The organism is Limosilactobacillus reuteri (assembly GCF_013694365.1).
Lineage (GTDB): Bacteria > Bacillota > Bacilli > Lactobacillales > Lactobacillaceae > Limosilactobacillus > Limosilactobacillus reuteri_E.
This window is the reverse complement of record NZ_CP059275.1, coordinates 1,287,497-1,308,497: the sequence shown is the minus strand read 5'-3', so window position 1 is coordinate 1,308,497 and position 21,001 is coordinate 1,287,497. Positions and strand designations below refer to the sequence as shown.

Below are 21,001 nucleotides of genomic sequence, written 5' to 3'. Positions count from 1 at the left end.
GGTGTTGACGAAAGAATGAAATCCATGTATAGTAGTTATCGTTGTCAAAACAGCTAAGTGCTATTGAGATGGTTTAATAAAAAAGTTAAAATAATTGTTGACATCGACTTGGCAACATGATATATTAATAGAGTTGCTGATTGAGTTATCGATCAAAAGAAATTGAAAAATAATTTAAAATTTCTTCTTGACAAGTTAATCTGATACATGATATAATGTAGATGTTGATTGGCTACTTAATTAGCCGACAGGTAGACCTTTGAAAACTGAACAAAGTTTCGACGAATCAAATGTGTAGGGTCTTCAATCACGATGTGATTTGAAGCAAAACATTTGCGAAGTCAATTCGCTTAATAACAAAGATAATTGAGAGCTATTCAAGTTCTTATATATTTTATATGAGAGTTTGATCCTGGCTCAGGATGAACGCCGGCGGTGTGCCTAATACATGCAAGTCGTACGCACTGGCCCAACTGATTGATGGTGCTTGCACCTGATTGACGATGGATTACCAGTGAGTGGCGGACGGGTGAGTAACACGTAGGTAACCTGCCCCGGAGCGGGGGATAACATTTGGAAACAGATGCTAATACCGCATAACAACAAAAGCCACATGGCTTTTGTTTGAAAGATGGCTTTGGCTATCACTCTGGGATGGACCTGCGGTGCATTAGCTAGTTGGTAAGGTAACGGCTTACCAAGGCGATGATGCATAGCCGAGTTGAGAGACTGATCGGCCAAAGGAGGTGATCCAGCCGCAGGTTCTCCTACGGCTACCTTGTTACGACTTCACCCCAGTCATCTGTCCCGCCTTAGGCGGCTCCCTCCATAAAGGTTAGGCCACCGACTTTGGGCGTTACAAACTCCCATGGTGTGACGGGCGGTGTGTACAAGGCCCGGGAACGTATTCACCGCGGCATGCTGATCCGCGATTACTAGCGATTCCGACTTCGTGTAGGCGAGTTGCAGCCTACAGTCCGAACTGAGAACGGCTTTAAGAGATTAGCTTACTCTCGCGAGCTTGCGACTCGTTGTACCGTCCATTGTAGCACGTGTGTAGCCCAGGTCATAAGGGGCATGATGATCTGACGTCGTCCCCACCTTCCTCCGGTTTGTCACCGGCAGTCTCACTAGAGTGCCCAACTTAATGCTGGCAACTAGTAACAAGGGTTGCGCTCGTTGCGGGACTTAACCCAACATCTCACGACACGAGCTGACGACGACCATGCACCACCTGTCATTGCGTCCCCGAAGGGAACGCCTTATCTCTAAGGTTAGCGCAAGATGTCAAGACCTGGTAAGGTTCTTCGCGTAGCTTCGAATTAAACCACATGCTCCACCGCTTGTGCGGGCCCCCGTCAATTCCTTTGAGTTTCAACCTTGCGGTCGTACTCCCCAGGCGGAGTGCTTAATGCGTTAGCTCCGGCACTGAAGGGCGGAAACCCTCCAACACCTAGCACTCATCGTTTACGGCATGGACTACCAGGGTATCTAATCCTGTTCGCTACCCATGCTTTCGAGCCTCAGCGTCAGTTGCAGACCAGACAGCCGCCTTCGCCACTGGTGTTCTTCCATATATCTACGCATTCCACCGCTACACATGGAGTTCCACTGTCCTCTTCTGCACTCAAGTCGCCCGGTTTCCGATGCACTTCTTCGGTTAAGCCGAAGGCTTTCACATCAGACCTAAGCAACCGCCTGCGCTCGCTTTACGCCCAATAAATCCGGATAACGCTTGCCACCTACGTATTACCGCGGCTGCTGGCACGTAGTTAGCCGTGACTTTCTGGTTGGATACCGTCACTGCATGAACAGTTACTCTCACGCACGTTCTTCTCCAACAACAGAGCTTTACGAGCCGAAACCCTTCTTCACTCACGCGGTGTTGCTCCATCAGGCTTGCGCCCATTGTGGAAGATTCCCTACTGCTGCCTCCCGTAGGAGTATGGACCGTGTCTCAGTTCCATTGTGGCCGATCAGTCTCTCAACTCGGCTATGCATCATCGCCTTGGTAAGCCGTTACCTTACCAACTAGCTAATGCACCGCAGGTCCATCCCAGAGTGATAGCCAAAGCCATCTTTCAAACAAAAGCCATGCGACTTTTGTTGTTATGCGGTATTAGCATCTGTTTCCAAATGTTATCCCCCGCTCCGGGGCAGGTTACCTACGTGTTACTCACCCGTCCGCCACTCACTGGTGATCCATCGTCAATCCGGTGCAAGCACCATCAATCAGTTGGGCCAGTGCGTACGACTTGCATGTATTAGGCACACCGCCGGCGTTCATCCTGAGCCAGGATCAAACTCTCATAGATTTCTATCTAATTCTATTGTTATCACCACATTTTATAGATATATACTAAATATATCATAGAACAAAAGAAAAAGCACTAACGTGCTTTAAGAGAGCGATTCATCCCCTACTTATAGAAGTGGGGGATTCTCGCAAATTTATGGATAAAATTTAAACAACCTTTGCGCCTTCTTCAATAAACTTTTTTGCGACAGCAGCTCCAATTCCTTTAGAACCACCAGTAACAATTGCAACTTTATTATCTAAACGACCCATTTATTGAGCCGTATAGCCACCATCAGCGACAAATTCCAAACCAGTACTAAAGCTTGATTCATCTGAGGCAAGGTATAAAGCGAGGTTAGCAATCTCTTCTGGCTTTCCAAGACGGCCAAGGGGATGAAGGCTTTCTAGGTGTCCTTCTGCTTTTGGATCATCCTTGACCAAATTATCAACTAGTGGAGTTGAGATATAACCAGGATGAATTGTATTTACGCGGATGTCATAGCCTTTTCGGGCACAATCAAGCGCAGCGGATTTAGTTAAGAGGCGGACACCACCCTTAGAAGCATTGTAGGCAAAGAGATCAGGATCCCCAATTAGTCCTTCAATGGATGACATATTGATGATCAAATTCTTTTCCCCGTTGTTCTTCATTGCTTCAATACCAAGCTTAGTGCCCCACATTGTACCAGTGAGGTTAACAGCAATTGTTTTATCCCAAATTTCAGCAGGTGTCTTTTCAACATCGGCGTATTCGGCAATTACCGCGTTGTTAACCACTCACATTAAATTCCGAATTACCAATGAAATTGCCAAAATCAATGATCCAATCCCGACAATTATTTGCATAAGACGGCCAGGCAGGTGGCGAACAATAATCGGTCCTAAGTAGCCCCCGATTACATTTCCAATCATCAACGGAATAACATAATTCCAATAAATTGTCGTCTCAAGGGCGAACACTATCCAGGATGTTGTATTTGTAACAGTCATCGCAACATTTTTTAGCGCATTATTAACTGCAAAGTTCTTTTGCCGATTGATCACTGTCAGCAAGGTTAGCATTAACACTCCGGCACCTGCATTAAAGAAGCCGGAATAAATCCCAACAATAAAAATACCAATGATTGATAAAAATTGGCCGATCCGTGATTTACCAAATAATTTACTGTTTCCTGCCATCGTCCCTGTACTTTGCTTCGGATGATGGGGAAACAACAAGATAATTCCGGCTAACGCAATGCATAATGGCACCAGTTCCGCAAACCACTTACTGGGGACAGCAAATAGCAAAAAAGCCCCAATAATGGAACCAGCAAATACCAATGGCAAAATAATCCATAATTGTCGCCGATTATGCTCTAATTCCTTAAACGATGAAAAGACCGAACTATAGTTACCAGTGACTGTCGAAAAAGCACTCGTTACGTTTGCCATCACTGGCGGTAACCCCAATGCAAGCAGTGAAGGATAGGAGACTAGTGATGCTAAACCAGCGGCTGCACTAATAATCCCCGAAAGAATTCCAATTCCCAGTAATAATAAAACAAAAACTACTCCACTCATTTAGTGTTTAATTAAGTGGGCTCGTTGGAGAAGGTTAGAAATCAATTTAACCAGAATTCCAGAGAAGACAAACATTGAAATGAAGCGTGCAATAAGCATAATGATTAGCATTTGTCCGCTGAAGTGATTATAACCATTGCGGAACCAATCCCAGCCAAAGGTAACAAATGTAAGGGTGAGGGATGAGATGAGCAAGGTCAACCAGTTATACATTTTATAAAGCGTAAAAGTAAAACCTAACTCAGACCCGATACCTTGAACTGCTCCAGAAATTAGGTTGGCTGCTCCCCACTGATCGCCGAGAAGCATTTCAACGGCGGCTCCCAAAAACTCACCAAGGAAAGCCACTCCCGGTGTCCGAAGCAAAAAGCCGGCAAGCGGTCCAGCCATACACCAGATTCCCATTGTTAAATCGTTAGCCATTGGACCATAACCAATTGGTGTCAGTAGAACAGTTAGCCCGTTATAGACAAAGCCGGCTGCAAAATAAATTACACCAAAAATAATTCCAATTAGGGCAAGCAAAATAATGTCACGCAAATGTAATGAACGTTTAGTCATCTAGGATTCATAACTCCCTCCAACATAATTAAGACGTTGATGATTCATTGTAAGATGATAATCAATGAAACCATCAAGTCCGCTTAATTGATGACTAACAATCAACAAAGTTTGTGGCTTTTCTTTTTGGGATGCTTTGATTAGTTGCAGGACAGTCTTTAAAGATGTTGGATCTAAACCAGTAAATGGTTCGTCAAGCAATAAGGTTTCTTGTCCGCGCATTAACATCAGCAGGATTTGCAGCTTTTTCTTTTGACCACCACTCAAAGAATAAACAACTTGATCTTCTCTTCCGTTCAGACCAAGAGCTGCTAATGCTTCGTTGACTTGTTGTTGATTAAAATAGGGGTTCTGGCAAGTTTTAAAGCCTAATGCCAGTTCTTCGCCAACAGTTACATTTAGGAATTGATCGTTTGCATGTTGAAAAATTAGTCCCAGATGCTTGTAATATTTCCCAGGTGATATTTTTTGAATGTTTTCCCCCTCATAGTCAATTTTTCCTTCATATTTCAAAAGCCGGGCAATTGCCTTTAGAAGGGTAGATTTACCAATCCCATTTGGTCCCGTTAATAAAGTTATTTTATTTTTAACAATGCCTAAATTGGTTGGTAAAAGTAAGGAATGATTATCTCGTTTTATTGCTAATTCATCAAATTTGATAATCGCGGGCAATGTTGACAGGGGAAGGACAGTGGTAATTTGAGGAGTAGCGCTCGCTGTCAAAAGTTGGTTTCTATTTTTACTGGAAAGCTGGGCAAGGTGTCCCTTAGTTAATTGCCAAACCAGTGGATGTAGTTGCTCGTAACCATGCAAATCGTGGTCAGTAATGATAATTGTTGTGTGATAGTCACTGCTGAGGCGGACTAATTGTTTAAGGATAAGTTGGCGGTTTTCTTCATCAATATTGGCAAAGGGTTCGTCTAATAAAAGCACGTTTGGTTGTATTGCCGTAGCAGCTGCTAAAGCCACGCGCTGCTGTTGCCCACCAGAAAGAGTGGTGATTAATCGATTAGCAAGATCATCAACTTTACCAAATCGTAAAGCTTTTTTAACACGTTCTGGGATTTTGTCGGTTGGTACTTGGCAATTTTCTAGGGTGAATTCTAATTCGTGGCGTGGCGTATCAAGGGCAAATTGCATTAACGGATCTTGAAATACCATCCCAATTTGGGCATCTGTTGGTACATCGACTGCTCCCGCAACTATTTCACCACCATATTTAGGCAGGAGACCAGCGATTAACTTGAGAATGGTGGATTTACCGCTCCCCGAAACCCCGGTAAGTAAGTGAATCTTTCCGGCCGTAAATTCAGCGGTGATATTTTTAAGGATTGGTTGCTGATCAAAATTAAATGAAAGATCATTAAATCGCATTCAAGGGAACGCAATTACAATTATCTGTACAAGGCAAATAATACTTAAAAAAGAAAGCCAATCGTGGCTGGTAATCGGGATATTTACGGTAGCTGTTCGTGCTTGTCCTTCTACGAAACCGCGTGATTCCATGGCTTGTGCTAATTGATCCGACCATTGAATAGCAACCAGAATCGCTTTGAAGTAGAGCGTTGGTGACCACCAATGTAAATTAACACCCCGCATTTGTCCGGCCGTATAAATAGTTGTAACGGCTTGTTTCATTTTCGGAATCAGATTAAGAGCGGCGAGCACCCCATAAGCGTATTTGCTAGGAAGGTGACAATTTTGTTCTAATGAGCGAGCAAGCGTTAAGGTATCGGTTGTAAATGTAAAGGCCGTTCCAAGGCAGACATAAACGTAAAGTCGACTAAAAAGAGCAGTTCCATCAAAAAAACTGTGACTAGGACTGAAGAAGACAATTGTAATAAAAATAGCTAGTGCCGGAAAGAGGGGGACAAAAGCCAACCAGCAAAATTGTCGCCAGTGAAATCGCTGATGAATAAGGATTAGCAAACACATTACAATGACAATCAGGTTAATCCACAGCTTAGTTACAAAAGTCAGCTCAAGTGAAAGCAAAATAACAAGTAATAATTTTAAACTAGGATTCATTTACTCACGGCCAATCAGCATTTTCACGGCCATGGCAATATTATAAATAAATAACAAAAGGGCTAATAAAAGAGCAAATGTTAGGAGAATTCCAAACAATGCGCCCCCGTGGAAGTTAGCGGGGTTTAATGAAAAGACACTAAAGACTAAAATTGCGCCTATTACATATAACAATGGGAAAATTTGACTCCAAAATGCATAGCGAGCGTTTTTAGCAATAGTTGGTCGATCACTGCTTTTGGCAATTATCCACACGATTAGTGGAAAGATAACTGGTAAAAATAAGATGCTTAAATAGGATAAAGCATTAACGATCCGGTCCGTTAAATTATTATCGTTCACAGTAAGTGGGAATTAACCTCCTCGACAAGGCGGTGGGCTAAGGATAGAACGGTGATTAGCACGGCACGGGCTGATTATCGTTCGGACTTAGCCTCGAGCCTTGTGGTTACGACGCGAAGCTAGTTCCACGATATCTTAACAATGTTCGTATAAATAAAGAGGCTGTTGAAAAAATTAGTCTAATGATTGAGTATAAACCAATTCATCAGTTGAGATCTGTTCGTTTAATGCGTTTGCTAATTCTTGTGAAAATTGGTCATCGGCAAGTTGCATTTGAACATAACTATGTTCAAGCTGAAATGCCTCAATAAATAAAGAAGTAATGAGGTCGGTATCCATCGAAATATCGTGGAGGAAGAATCGTTTTCGTTGGAAGTACGTCCGTCGTACCATGGCAACTTCATTCGCGTTTTGTGGAGTTTCAATCAAATGAAGGTATTTATCGATTTCACGATTAATTATTTCTAGGATCTCAGCTGTTTCAGCGCGCTGTTCCTTGGTTAATTGATATTTTGGTCCCACATTATAGCGGGATCCTTTTTTGAGATGGCGGTAGCGAATAAAACGCCATTTTAACCGGTGCCATAAGATGATCCATAATTCAAGAAAGCTGTGTTTATTTACGCGGAAAATCGACCGCGTAACAAAATTAACGAGGAATTTGGCCTCCTTGTCAGAGATTCGGCCTTCTTCGTTAAGTCGGTCTAAGGTAGCTAATTCAATTTGATGAGCTTTACCCATTAATTGACTATAAACATTACGATTAAATTCGTGGTATTGCGTCATTTGACTACTCAATTGGTCAATAACAACGGCTTTTTCTGGGGAATATTTTTCTGAAGTCCGTAGCTCATTAATAGCATATTGAACTGTTTTAATAAGTTCTTTTTGAAATTCACTCTTCGAATAACTCTTAGATTTAGGCGGTAAAATAATTGGATACCCAATTGCGCCAACAGCAATACTAATCAAAATAACAATTGCGGCAATCAAGATCATTGAATTACGGAACGCAAATTGATGGTTGTTAATCAGAACTGGCAGCGAGAAAGCCAATGCCAGAGTGATTGTTCCGTGAATTCCTCCTAACGCCATTAAGAGACTATCACGGTTGAGGTTAGTCGATTGAATGTTGACGAGCTTAAACCGGACCCATAAGAATCTTAAAAGGGTTGTAATAATATAGATAGCAAAGGCTAAGGCAACGATTGCACCCAGATTTTGCCAAGAAGTCCTTCCAAGTACCGGCGGAAGCATCACCCCTAAAAGAACAAATACTAACCCGTTTAACGCATCGCTAATGATGTTCCAAATAGTGGTAGTAGACATTTGCACTTTAGTAGATGTAAGCCGCATTCGATCATAGAGGATACTATGAACAACTCCCGCTGCAACGACGGCTAGGATTCCTGAAAGGTGTAGTTCTTCAGCTAACCAGTAAACAACGATGGGAGTCATTACGTTGATCGGAATAACGATGGAGCCAATATCAACATGTTTTCGCATCAAACTAGTACGGAGACTAATTAACAGACTCCCTAACACTGCTCCGAAGATAATTCCGCCAAAGAAAACATAAACAAAGATCCAGATTCCATGACCAAGCGAAAATTGTCCAGAACGGTAGGTTTCCAGCGCCAAATCTAAAAGCACAATTCCCGATGCATCATTAAAGAGGGATTCATATTCCAGAGCACCATTAACGTTTTTCGGTACTTTCATATTAGTAGTAATTGACTTTACAGCGACCGCATCAGTCGGCGTAACAATCGCAGCCAACATAAAGGCGAGTGCTAAGGAGAACGTTCCTGGTTGAAGCCAGTGTAAAAAACTACCAGTAATCAAAACCGTTACAAGTGCTAATCCAACAGTCATTGATAGGATCGATTTGATATTGCTTGAAAGATAACGGAATGATTGGTTCTGCCCGTCATTAAACATTAAAGGAGCAATGATCACCATCATGAATAATTCTGGATGCATGGTAAAGTTAGTGGCCTCAGTAGGCAGGGATGCTAAAAGAATTCCTGCAATAATTTGATAGATGGATAGTGGAATCTTAGGGTAAACAAGATGAACAACATTAGCTGCAACAACAGCAGTCAATAGAAGAACAATGCCTAAAATCATTTCCATTTAAAGAAATGTAAGTAAAAAAGCAATCAATGCTGGTAAAAATTGAATTAGAATAATTTTTTTGGTTGCAGTAAGTGCACCAAATAATGCAACAACCATCACAAAAACCAAGAGCATTCGCCATACTAATACTAAGGTTGCCCCACTAAATAACCAGTAACTGGCGATGATAGCTGCTCCTAAGGCGCCGTTATAAATCCCCTGGTTAGCAAATGAAACCCGTGCTTCATGCTGTTGCGTAAACTTAAGCGGTAAGTCAAACGCCTTGGCTTGCTGTGCCGGGTTACCAAAGATTTCTAAGGCCATAATACCTAAATGTTCGATTGCAACAAACATCGTAACAATAATTGCAAGCATCTATTTAATATAGTGATCTAAAAATTTTGTCAAATGGCGCCGATATTCGCTAGGATGGGTCGCATATGACTTCGCGTGCGCTGCTCCTGGCACTACCCACAATTCTTTACTTCCCTCTGTTGCACGGTAATTGCGATAAACCATTTCAGTTGGAACAAAATTATCTTTTGCTCCATGGATAAATAGCATTGGACGATGATTATGATGCAGCATATTTAAGGAGCTAGCTTCATGAATGTAAAAACCATTCTTCACCCGATTAATTAAACTCATCGTACTTATTAATGGCACCCGTAAAAACTTCGGAATCCCATATAAATTACCGGCTTCATAATTCAATTCATCATTAAGACTCGTATATCCACAATCTTCGACAAATGCTTTTACTTGTGACGGAAGGTTAATGCCACTAGTCATCATTGTTGTCGCACCACCCATGCTAACACCAAATAAGACTACTTGGCTATCTTCCCCATTATGCCGAATAAGTTTATTAATCCATTTGCGAATATCGTAACGCTCTGGCCATCCATAACCAATGTATTTCCCTTGGCTTTGACCATGAGCACGCGCATCTGGCATTAGAACATTATACCCCATCTGATGGAAAAGCGCGGCATATTCGCCCATCTTCTCTTTGTTACCCATAAATCCATGGGCAATTACCACATTTTTAGTTGTCGGTTTAGCAGCAGGGATGTAATCAGCAACTAGTTTATAATTTCCACTAGCCGATTTCATTGTCCATTTTTCTTTTTTGGCATGCTTAAACCACATTTTCTGCTCATACAATGGATCATTTCGTGAAATTTTAGTTGAATTATTAATAAAATCCTTATGCCCCGGTACCATTGCCACCGAGAAAAAATAGCTACTAGCGGCAAAGATTGCCACAGCGATTACAACTACAATTCCAATGAGCCATCGCCAAGGATGCCGCCGTTTCTTTTTTGTCTTTGTTTCCAAAATAATTAACCCCATTTATTTAAGTTTTAAATCTAGTTGCTCTTGCTTACCATAGAAGGTGTCCGTATCCCGGCGATTATGTCGTCCCTTTAAGTAACCATCGATTAGTTGAAAAATTTCATATCGATCATCACTTGAAAGTACAGTTTGATTAAACGACAGGTTCTTACTAGAGAAAAATAATTTTGCTAAGTCAAAATCATCACGATCAGTTTTTCCGGTAAGATAGTCCAGACTGACATCAAAGAATTCGGCTAGTTTTCGTGCTTCAACGTATGACGGGGTCCGAATACCGCGTTCCCAGTTACCGATTTGTGAAGCAGTGTTTGGTTTTTCATTGGGGCCAAGGTTTTCATTGAGATGGGTAGCAAGCTCCTTTAAGGTTATCTTTTGTCCTTTGCGAAGTGCTCGTAGGCGTTCTGGAAACATTTATTTCGCTAGATAAATCTGTTCATCAATCAAGTCAAACGAGTGCAAGTTAGCATTAACTTTCTGTAACTCATCGTCTTGACTCAATTGGGCTTCTTGCCAGAATTTCTTAGAGTTAGTTGCGCCATCTTTTTCGCCAATAACTAATAATTTGACTTCAGGGAATGTTGAACGAAGAAGTTGCAGGACCTCCCAGTCAATTTCACCCTTGTCGGGAGCCCATGACATAATGACATATTCGACCTCGTCACCATACTTTTTGATCGCTTCTAGAGCGTCCAACTTCTCAATCTTAGTGACAGGGTGTTTGCCCGTTTCATTTTCTTTTATCCATGCCTGACTATCGGTAGTATAAATCTTTTGGGTGGCATTGTTATTGCGTAATCCCTTAGAAATATAACCATTACCGGCCATAATCTCTAATGTCGGTGCCCCACCTAAATAATCAGAAAGTGCATTGGCAAAAGGTGCATTGACGTATGACCACATTCCGTATGTTTCCTCGAGATAATCACGATAGTTGCGCAACGCCTTATCTAATTTTGGCAACGCCTCACTATATTTATTCCAAAGTTTATCGCCACGTGGATCACCTTGTGGGAACTGTTCATTAACCTTTTTGAAAATGGCATCTTGAATGTTATCCGGCAATAATAATTTTGGTAGAGGTTGTGGCAATAAGCCGTTTTTGAGTAATCGATCACTTTCTAAAACATTATTAATGAGGTATTTTACAGGAGGAAAGTCATCGAATAGGTCGCGGTAAGTATTTAGTTCTTGAATATATGAAGGCTCATTAACAATTTGATGAGCTTTTTTTACCCGCTTTTTTAGCTGTTTTAATTTTTTAGGATTCATTTAATCAATTTTAGCCACTAATTTTCCGACTACTTCATGATTTTTAATCGCTGTTAAACCCTCAATAATTTGATCAAACGGAATCACCTTCTCAATCAAAGGCTTTACATCCCCATTAGCTATTAATTTTAACATTTCCGCATTCATTCGGCCCAAATCAGCTTGCTGATATGGGTTGCCACTGAGATGCGCCCCACCAAGATTAACGACATCTATCCCTAGACCGCGATCAAACATTGGAACATTATCAAGTGAAGGAACGTCAACAATCGTTACTAAGCGTCCATTATAGGCTAACCGCCACAAATCAAGTTCTGCTTCTTTTTTACCTACCGTATCAATGATCAAATCAATGCCAAGCCCATCGGTGAGATCGGCTAACTTTTTATCCACATCTTCAGTTTGATAGTTGATGATTGTATCTGGAGCAAGCTGCTTTACATAGTCATATTTACTAGATGAAACAGTTGTAAACACCTTACAACCATGAAGTTTAGCAAGTTGGATAGCGATACTGCCAAGCACTTAGCAAGTTGGATAGCGATACTGCCAAGCACTAACGCCGCCTTCAACAATTTTATAGTCGACCGGATTAAGCCCAGCAGCATGCACCTTGATTAGAACTTTATGTTCAGCTGGCGTAGGAACCGAGACTTCCGCAAAATTCAAATCTTGCAATGAACGAGCTGACGCTTTTTCAACTACTAATGCTTTCATCTAGGCATTCTTCATAGCCATCTTATTAAGGTAGTGCCAAATTTGCGAACGATATTTCCGTAATCCGAACAACATCACAAGGTAAATGATAACTGCTAGTGAAATCCAAACGGGACTTTCTGATATAAAGGCAGCAAAAACCAATGCATTCAATGGTCGTGCTACTAAGTTAAAGCTTGTTACCAGGACTACCCCGGTTGGAATTGCAACGCCATAGTGGGCCACTGCTGCAGTATAGACCGGACTGAGCCAACTGGCCGCATATAAGCCTAAACTAAACCACACAATTCCCGTCGCAATTACTTTTAAGATATTTCCACGAGTCACCGCGACAATTGATTCAATCATGTACGGAATTGCAATTAAATCAACTACCGGAAGGGTCTTATTGCCAGGAAGAATAAAAGCAATTAAAACCATAATCGGGATTAAAATGATTCCTGAAATTAAAGTGGCTGATTCTCCATAGCCAACGCCATCATCAACAGCTAGGAACCACCGCTTTTTATCATAACGGCTATTTTTATTTTCGCCATGTCGTTTTTTCTGCTGCTCATCAATTTCATTCGCGATGGGAATAAATGCCTTTGCGAATACGTTTGTAACAAGGGGAAAGATCGCCATAACGGCAGCTAATTGAATCGCAAATTTAGTAATCTGTCCCCAAGCGCTTATTTTCCCCAGTGAAGATAAATTACCCAAGATCCCAATTATTAATCCCAGGATAATTCCCATTGTAATTGGTTCCCCAAAGACACCTAGTTTTTTCTGAAAATCTTTAGGAGTCATTTTCACTTTGTTAAATCCCAGTAAATTCCATAACGGATCTAAAATAATCGCTGGAACCACTTGCTCGATATTATGTAAGGAGTCGACGGTGGTATTCTCAATTCCATAATAGTCTGCCCACCGATCTGCTTGAATTTCCGCTAAGACTAGTGAGTACAGGAGCATAAAAAATTCCAGCCCTAATGATAGCCAATAATTATGAGTTACATAAAAAGCTAGCGTGCCCCAAATCATATACCCAAAATTATTCCAAATATTAGAAGGCAGAAATACTTTGGTAACGCCAAGCGCAAATAAAATTAATTCAGTTAGTAATCCAAAAACAAAAAACGATAAACCAACCGTTGATCCAAACGCTGCTAATGACCCTGCTTGCCAGCCGATATCAACCACTGGTAGTTTAATCCCCGTATTATCAACCATTTGGCGGACAATCTTAGTCACCACTGGCGTAAATTCTGTGATAATCCAGGTAAAACCAGTTAAACCGACACCAGCATAGAAAGCACTCATCATTGCTGTCTTAGGCTGCACTCGTAGTAATAAAGCAATGATAAAAATTATTATTGGGACAACTACACTCGCGCCAAAAGTTTGAAAAATAGCATTAATTTCTTGAAGCATTTAATAATTGCGCATTCCCGTATATTTTTTACTCAGGACTATGACTAGTATTGTTGCAATAAGCCCATAGACTGCGCCAACGTAACCGAGGTTTTTCATGGCAGTGAAGGTGACAGCCTGAGAGGCAGTAAAAGAGCCTAGTGAAATACCAATATTAGCAAAAATTGAGTTTAAGGATGAAGCTAAGTCAAGTGATTGAGGATATTGTTTTTCGGCAATATCAAGGAACATTAATTGGGTGGAAGAACCATAGCATGAAAAGGCAATACATAAGACAGCCACAATAATAATGGCACCCCACTTGAATGGTAAGACGGGACCAAAGATGAGAAATAAGATTGTCATTGCCGCGTAGATTCCACTGAGACGATGAATTCCGCCACGGTCAGCCAAGTATCCACCAAATTTATTACCAATAATAAAGAAGATTCCCATTCCGAATAGGAGCCAATTCAACCATATGTTATCAAAGCCCATTTCGTTAGTGATTAAAGGACGAATATAGGTATAAATTGTGTAGTCGGCCGCACAAATAGCAACAATGAAACTAACACCAAGAATAATTCGTGAATCCTTAAATAACACAAACTGTTTACTAAGGGTGCTCTTAAATTGAGGCGTATCACGTGGGACGAGCCAAATCAAGGCGACAAAAACAATGATCGTAATTCCAGAAATCATCCAAAAACTGTCATGCCAAGTAAGGGTAGTGCTGATAACGGTCCCGATTGGAATGCCGATAACTGACGCGATACTAAATCCAGCAAAAACCCATGAAACCAGGCTTGCTCTTTTTTCACGCGGCGCAACATAGCTCGCCATTACGAGGACCATTGAGATAATCGCACCGGCAACACTAGCAGTTAGGATCCGCGAAAGCAACATTGAAATAAAGTTTGGCGCCATTGCTGTCCACGTATTGCCGATAAAGAAGATGACCATGAGAACTAATAAAACATGATGTCGTCGCCACCGATTTGCCATTGAAGTAATAATCGGAGTGAAAATAGCATAAACCAAGGCAAATACAGTTACAAGTAGGCCTAACTTACCAAGCGAATCATGATATTCGTGAGCTATATCAGGTAAAACGCCGACAATCATATATTCGTTACACCCGAGCATAAAGGCAACGAAGACAAAAATAATAGCTTGTAAACGATATTTCATCTAACGATTGTGTTGACGATACCATTGTTCGATTGTCTGATTATGTTGGTGGATTTCCTTAACAGGGATGTCTTGAGAGATTTGGCCATCTTTAAGGAGCAGAACACGGGAAAAGAATTTATCAATTTGATTGAAATCATGAGTAATAACTAAAATACTTCCCGAAACCTTTTCAATAAAATGCCAAAAATAGTCAATTGATTCTAAATCCATCCCAACAGTTGGCTCGTCTAGGATCAGAAGCTTGGACTGACGGAGGACACTAAGCAAGAGCGAAAGGCGACGTTTTTGTCCACCTGATAATTTCGCAATAATTGTATTTTGCTGGGATGATAATTTGAATTGATCAAGAAGATAATTGATTCGTTGCTTTGAACCGACCTTAGTTATGGCGGCTGTCAAGATAATCTGCTCTTTAACTTTTAGGGTTGGAATTAAAATATTTTCTTGAGACATGATATTTAAAGAATCATTTTTACTAAAATACCATTTAACAGTACCTTTGTTGGGTTTCAAAGCACCTTCAATTATTTTTACTAAAGTTGTTTTACCAGCGCCATTGCTACCAAGAAGGGCAATGCGTTCATTATTGTGAATAGTTAAATCAAGGCTGTTGAGAACTGGTGAGTTAAAAGTTTTAACAATATTATTAAGTTTTACCACTGGTTGATTAAAGTCGTTTGTTCCCAAGATAAGGCGGTCTAATGAAACATTAAAAACTTTGGCAAGCAAAATTAGCTTATCGATACTTGGTTCAGCATCCCCATTTTCCCATTTAGAGACGGCCTGGCGGGGAACGAATAGACGCGTAGCTAGTTCAGCTTGTGATAATTGTTTTTCAGTCCGCAATTTGAGCAGTTGATGCGGAAAAGAATACGGCATTTAGTTGATTAATTTTCGATAGATAAAGCTAAGCCAAGGTAGCAGAGTAATAATCGCAGTTACAAATAGTAGTCCAAGATGACTAACCGATAGATGGTCAAGGTCGGCGTAAAGATAATAAGTTGGAAATAGCTTTTGAACATTAGTAAAGAAATCAATAAAAGAATTAGCTGGTAAGAGGTGTTTCCAAGGAATAATAAAAGTTGCGATTATAAATAGGATTGAGGTTCCAGCGGCATCGATAGTTGGTGCGTCAAAGGAAAGCCCAATTGCAAACCCGATCACGCTTAGATATATTCCGATGATATTGGTTAACAGAATACTAGTGATAGTAATGAAGTTGAACTCGATAGTATGAAGGAAAATAGCAAGAATCATAATTACGATGGTGATGAACAAATTGATGATGACTTGGGTAATTAATTGCGAAAATAAATAGTTCCACAGAGAATAATGGCTAATGTGCGATTGAAGAATATAGAAGTCCTTATTAATACAAATCCGTTTGCTGAAAGTAACGATCGAATTATCGAGTATTCCCATCAAGAGAGCAAGCAAAAGTAAAGCGAGCTGGAAGTTGCCAGTGGCGGGGAGGGATGTACTAGCAACTTGAATCATAAACACATACCAAATACCTGGCAGTAGAATAGTAAAAAGAAAGAAACAACGATTGCGCAAAACTTGTTTTAGTTGAATTGCTATGATGCTCATTTATGCTCTTGCTTCCATTATATCTGCAAGGTGTTCGGCTACCCATTCTTGAGCTTTAGTAATCAAATCAGTTGTCTTTCCACTTTGATCGGTTTCATTTGCTAATTCATCGATCCGCAATCCCGTTTTATTAATATCTTCACTCTCCATTACTAAATAAAGATTAACAGGGTACTCGATCTCTTTATCCAATAATTTAACATCTAATCGCTCTGCCTCATCCATCGGTATGTTGATTAGGTTGGTTTCTAAGCGAAAGCTAACTGGATCACCTTTTTTCATTTTAATATTCATCTTATATTGACCAAGGTGTCCCGTATCAAGCTGTTCAATCATAAAATTAATTGCAGTTGTTAATACTGTTTTTTGCTGTGATTGGGCAGCAGTTTTTTCAACTTCTTCTGTCACAACCTGATCGCTCGTCAACTGTGACAAATAATCAGCTACTGACATCTTCATTCATTTTTTCATTTGCTCCTTCATTTTTTCAATTTTAGCTTTTGTATAGTCTGCACGCTGTTTTGCACCATAATAAACACCAGCAGCTCCTACTAAAATCCCAACAATACTTAGTGCTTGAATAAATAATCCGTATGCACTTTCTCGTGGACTTACCATTTGAAATGCGGCTAAACTAGCGATTGCAAAATAAAGATTTACTAAAATCGTTGCATATCCACAAAAGCGCATCTTTAAAAACGATAATCCGTTAACAATGATTGCTAAAACGATAAAGAGGAGCAGCCGCGGCCATACAGATGATGATGTCAGCGAGTGACCATGCTGAACAAACATAAAAGCATCAAGGACTAATGCAATTACTGCTGCTACTGATGTTACAATAACAACTTTTTCATTATTCTTCATAAAGTAAGTGGGAATTAACCTTCTCGACAAGGCGGTGGGCTAAGGATAGAACGGTGATTAGCACGGCACGGGCTGATTATCGTTCGGACTTAGCCTCGAGCCTTGTGGTTAATTTCCACGATATCTTAAACAATGTTCGTATAAATAAAGAGGCTGTTGAAAATTATGCGAGTAAATCAGCTACTTCAGCGGTTGGAATTCCCGTAATATATTGTTGGGTTCCTTCCGCTTCAAGGACTTTAGCAATTTCATCATGGTCATACTTAATCCCTTGGAGCTTTTCTGCCAGTTGGTTAATATCCTGTGGGCCAAAGAAATCGCCATAGAATTTCACGTTTTTGATTACGCCATCTTTAATATCAAAGCGGGCATCAATTGTCCCCATATCAAAGTGTTTCCGCCGCTTAACCGTAAACTCTGGCGACTTACCATAGACCCAATCCCAGTTGTTATAGTACTGCTCATAGATCTTATCAATTTCTTTTTGATCTTCAGGGGTAACCATGTATTGCTTATCCTTAATCTCCTCAAGGTCGTCAACATGGAAGAGACCTTTTAGCAATTCATTCCTAAATGTTGGCACATCAATATCTTGGTACTTTTCATCCAAGTATGGACGAAGATTCGTAACCCGTGATCGAACTGATTTGATCCCCTTTGAAGCAATCTTATCTTTTGCCACATGAAGGGCATCCGCGACGACACTTAAGTCAACATCAAGCATTAAAGTTCCATGGGAGAACGTCTTTCCATTACGTGAATACATCGCATTCCCCGAGAATTTCTTACCATCAACTAAAATATCATTACGACCGCTGACTTCTGCACTAGTAGCACCCATTTGATGAAGAACATTAACAATTGGCTGGGTAAACGATTTAAAGTTACCGAATTCTTCACTATCACTTGGGACCACAAAACTAAAACAGAGGTTCCCTAAGTCTTGATAAACAGCACCACCGCCTGATAAACGTCGGGTTACCCGGATATTGTGTTCCTTTACATAATCATGATTAATCTCTTCAAGCGTATTTTGGTTCCGGCCCACGATAATACATGGTTCTTCATAATAAAATAGTACTAAAGGCTCTTTCCCAAAATCCTTATTATTCATTAAATATTGTTCTGTAGCTAAATTCATTCCAATATTATGAGAAGTCATTGAAACATAACGCATCTAGTTAACATGGTCGTTTTTGCGAACAACAAGAACATCACATTTTGCCATCCGACTAACATAGTGGGTAACAGAGCCAAGAACAAAGCGTTCAAGACCAGATACACCAGTCGCACCGAGAATAATCAAGTCGGTGTTGTGATCTGACGGAAATTCATGAGCAATAACACGTTTTGGATTTCCAAACCGGATATGAACGTTAACATCTTCAACCCCCGCATCGACCGCGCGCTTTTTCAAGTCATCGAGTCGTTCCTTGGTAGTTTTAACAATGTTATATGTTTCTTCGTTGCTAAGGGCCGCATTACTATAGCCATCTGTTAGTTGCGTTACTTGAACGATCCGTAAGATATCAAGGCTAGCATGATTCCGTAGTGCAGAATCAATGGCACTTTCTAAGACGTTACTAGTAATTTTTGAGCCATCGACAGCAACTAGAATGTGTTTGTATGGATAAATTTCTGTCATCTATTTTCTATACGGATAATGCGCCATTGCGGGGACTTCATTCCATGGAACGGGGAAACCAGCACCATGAGCACAGAAGACAGAATCAGGAGTGTTCTTTAGGTCAGCAACCGGATCATAATTAACATCTTTAATAACATCTTCAGCATTATGACATGGATAATAGCCAGCAACAACAAGCTCGAGCTGACCCTGGCCGTGAGTGTAGGTGCGAACGCTTTGGACATAGTCGCGCATGCCCACAACAGGAGCAGTTCCCGTAATCAGGGTTAGGTCTTGACTATTAGCTTCATCAAGCGCGAACGTACCATGCATTTGTTGAATATCATTAATTGCACGTCCTACTTGGTCATTCGGGACTTTAAGATGAAAAGCATACCAAGGCTCTAATAATTGACATTCGTTTTGTTTTTTCAACTCCATCAATCCTTGGCGAACCGCTCGCCAACTAGCCTGACGAAAATCTCCACCAACTGTATGTTTAATATGGCCGCGACCACCAATGAGGGTGATTTTGACATCGGTAAGGGGAGCTCCTGTAAGAACCCCTAAATGTTCTTTGGTCTGTAAACTAGTTAAGATCTGGTGTTGCCAATTACGATCCAGGATATCAAGACTGCAATCACTACTAATAGTAATTCCAGAGCCTTGTTTTCCTGGTTCTAAAAGAAGGTGGGCTTCGGCATAATGACGCAAGGGTTCAAAGTGACCGACCCCCTCAACTTTATTAGTAATTGTTTCCTGGTAGAGAACATTTCCCTCGTCAAATGTAACTTCTAGTTGGTAACGTTTCTGAAGTAATTGTTGTAGGATCTGAAGTTGGACTTCTCCCATAATTTGGACATGGATCTCTTGGATGTGGGGATGCCAAGAAATCTGTAGTTGCGGATCTTCATCTTCAAGCTCTTTTAAGGCGTTGAGACAAGCATGAAGATCTTCTTTAGCAACTTTAACGGCATAATTTAAAACGGGCTTTATGACTGGCGCCGGGAGTGGCTTTGTTTTACCAAGGCCAAGCCCAGGGGATGTAGAAGTTAGTCCAGTAAGAGCACCGACTTGACCTGCGTTTAAAACCTGAGTTGGGGTAAATTTAGCCCCGTTATATATTCGGATTTGGTTCACTTTTTCTTCATTTAACAAAACTGCTTTAGCTGGAATTTTGCCACCGAATACGCGAACCCAACTAAGCCTATTACCCTTGTCATCATGGGAAATCTTAAATACCCGCGCCGCAAACTCATCAGCGAACTTAGGCGTAACAGTCCATTTCTCAAGTCCCTTTAAGAATTTAGTGATTCCAGTTAACTTTAGGGCTGCTCCACGATAACAGGGGAACACTTTACGTTGTTTAATCAATTGCTGAATTGTTTGATCGCTAAGGTTACCAGTACTGAGGTAGTTTTCTAAAACTTTATCATCTTGCATGGCAATTGTTTCACGAACTTCATCAGTTAATGGATCATCAAAATTAAGGCAAGCCGGCGAAAATTCTTTTTGCAGTTGTTTGATAACACTGCTAGGATCAGCACCAATCACATCTTCTTTGTTAATGAAAATGAAGGTCGGGATATCATAACGCGCAAGAAGATCCCATAATGTGCGCGTGTATCCCTGAATGCCATCAGTAGCTGAAACGACAAGAATTGCATAATCAAGAACTGGTAAGACTTGTTCTGTTTGACTAGCAAAATCGACGTGTCCTGGGGTATCGAGAAGGGTAAGCGCAAGGTCATTATATGTTAGCTCAGCTTGATGAGTAAAAAGAGTGATTCCACGTTGCTTTTCGAGTGTGTTAGGATCTAAAAAAGCATCTCCATTATCCACGCGACCTAGCTTTCGAATAGCGCCGGTTTCATACATGAGTGCTTCGGTTAAAGTCGTTTTTCCAGCATCGACATGAGCAACGATGCCAGTAACAATTTGTTTCACTTTTTTCAACAGCCTCTTTATTTATACGAACATTATTTAAGATATCGCGGAACTAGCTTCGCGTCGTAACCACAAGGCTCGAGGCTAAGTTCGAACGCTAATCAGCCCGTGCCTTGCTAATCACCGTT

21 protein-coding genes, 2 pseudogenes and 1 other annotated feature are annotated in these 21,001 nt (G+C 40.8%); all 23 genes and pseudogenes read right to left on the bottom strand.

Annotation, left to right across the window (positions count from 1 at the left end; genetic code table 11):
* Positions 1-447: 447 nt before the first annotated feature.
* Positions 448-2,315: a sequence feature (most likely nonfunctional fraction of RNA operon), on the bottom strand.
* A 152-nt stretch (positions 2,316-2,467) separates the two neighbouring features.
* Positions 2,468-2,569: pseudogene (locus tag HHK02_RS07750) on the bottom strand (SDR family NAD(P)-dependent oxidoreductase); the annotation flags it as partial.
* A pseudogene (locus tag HHK02_RS07745) lies at positions 2,570-3,076 on the bottom strand (SDR family oxidoreductase); the annotation flags it as partial.
* A complete protein-coding gene (locus HHK02_RS07740; RefSeq protein WP_181462255.1) occupies positions 3,077-3,862 on the bottom strand; it encodes a sulfite exporter TauE/SafE family protein in 786 nt (261 codons plus the stop codon).
* Positions 3,863-4,423: an ECF transporter S component gene (locus HHK02_RS07735; protein WP_085650543.1), complete on the bottom strand. Its 561-nt coding sequence runs from the start codon at positions 4,421-4,423 to the stop codon at positions 3,863-3,865.
* Entirely contained in the window at positions 4,424-5,797 is a 1,374-nt protein-coding gene (locus tag HHK02_RS07730) for an ATP-binding cassette domain-containing protein (protein ID WP_181462254.1), read from the bottom strand. It abuts the gene before it with no gap.
* On the bottom strand, positions 5,798-6,451 hold the full coding sequence (locus tag HHK02_RS07725; RefSeq protein WP_181462253.1) for an energy-coupling factor transporter transmembrane component T family protein: 654 nt from the start codon (positions 6,449-6,451) through the stop codon (positions 5,798-5,800). It abuts the gene before it with no gap.
* Positions 6,452-6,793, bottom strand: a complete 342-nt coding sequence (locus HHK02_RS07720) for a DUF4870 domain-containing protein (RefSeq protein ID WP_003669070.1) — start codon at positions 6,791-6,793, stop codon at positions 6,452-6,454. It lies immediately after the preceding gene.
* A 174-nt stretch (positions 6,794-6,967) separates the two neighbouring features.
* Positions 6,968-8,929 (bottom strand): cation:proton antiporter, encoded by a 1,962-nt coding sequence (locus tag HHK02_RS07715; RefSeq protein ID WP_003670011.1) that lies wholly within the window; start codon positions 8,927-8,929, stop codon positions 6,968-6,970.
* Entirely contained in the window at positions 8,930-9,286 is a 357-nt protein-coding gene (locus HHK02_RS07710) for a DUF1304 domain-containing protein (protein ID WP_003670010.1), read from the bottom strand.
* A complete protein-coding gene (locus HHK02_RS07705) occupies positions 9,287-10,267 on the bottom strand; it encodes an alpha/beta hydrolase (protein WP_003670008.1) in 981 nt (326 codons plus the stop codon).
* Positions 10,268-10,681, bottom strand: coding sequence for a helix-turn-helix domain-containing protein (locus HHK02_RS07700; protein WP_003664887.1), 414 nt, complete (start codon positions 10,679-10,681; stop codon positions 10,268-10,270). It abuts the gene before it with no gap.
* Entirely contained in the window at positions 10,682-11,539 is an 858-nt protein-coding gene (locus HHK02_RS07695; RefSeq protein ID WP_003670006.1) for a hypothetical protein, read from the bottom strand. It lies immediately after the preceding gene.
* Positions 11,540-12,016 (bottom strand): zinc-binding dehydrogenase, encoded by a 477-nt coding sequence (locus HHK02_RS07690; protein ID WP_414601690.1) that lies wholly within the window; start codon positions 12,014-12,016, stop codon positions 11,540-11,542. It abuts the gene before it with no gap.
* 48 nt (positions 12,017-12,064) lie between these two features.
* On the bottom strand, positions 12,065-12,256 hold the full coding sequence (locus tag HHK02_RS13120) for a hypothetical protein (RefSeq protein ID WP_225429515.1): 192 nt from the start codon (positions 12,254-12,256) through the stop codon (positions 12,065-12,067).
* Positions 12,257-13,669: a PTS galactitol transporter subunit IIC gene (locus tag HHK02_RS07685; protein WP_003670003.1), complete on the bottom strand. Its 1,413-nt coding sequence runs from the start codon at positions 13,667-13,669 to the stop codon at positions 12,257-12,259.
* Positions 13,670-14,839 carry an MFS transporter gene (locus HHK02_RS07680; RefSeq protein WP_003670002.1) on the bottom strand — a complete coding sequence of 390 codons (1,170 nt, stop codon included), beginning with the start codon at positions 14,837-14,839 and terminating at the stop codon, positions 13,670-13,672.
* The gene (locus tag HHK02_RS07675; RefSeq protein WP_152712143.1) at positions 14,840-15,721 is read right to left on the bottom strand and encodes an XRE family transcriptional regulator; all 882 of its coding nucleotides are present in this window, start codon (positions 15,719-15,721) and stop codon (positions 14,840-14,842) included.
* A complete protein-coding gene (locus HHK02_RS07670; RefSeq protein WP_152712141.1) occupies positions 15,722-16,432 on the bottom strand; it encodes a lantibiotic ABC transporter permease in 711 nt (236 codons plus the stop codon).
* Complete coding sequence (locus HHK02_RS07665; RefSeq protein ID WP_078009649.1) at positions 16,433-16,891, bottom strand: hypothetical protein; 459 nt, start codon at positions 16,889-16,891, stop codon at positions 16,433-16,435.
* Positions 16,892-17,299, bottom strand: a complete 408-nt coding sequence (locus HHK02_RS07660; protein ID WP_003669993.1) for a hypothetical protein — start codon at positions 17,297-17,299, stop codon at positions 16,892-16,894.
* Positions 17,300-17,462: 163 nt separating this feature from the next.
* Positions 17,463-18,476, bottom strand: coding sequence for a lipoate--protein ligase (locus tag HHK02_RS07655; protein WP_181462252.1), 1,014 nt, complete (start codon positions 18,474-18,476; stop codon positions 17,463-17,465).
* Positions 18,477-18,944 carry a universal stress protein gene (locus HHK02_RS07650; RefSeq protein WP_085650117.1) on the bottom strand — a complete coding sequence of 156 codons (468 nt, stop codon included), beginning with the start codon at positions 18,942-18,944 and terminating at the stop codon, positions 18,477-18,479.
* Positions 18,945-20,873, bottom strand: a complete 1,929-nt coding sequence (locus tag HHK02_RS07645) for an elongation factor G (protein WP_181462910.1) — start codon at positions 20,871-20,873, stop codon at positions 18,945-18,947.
* Positions 20,874-21,001 lie beyond the last annotated feature (128 nt).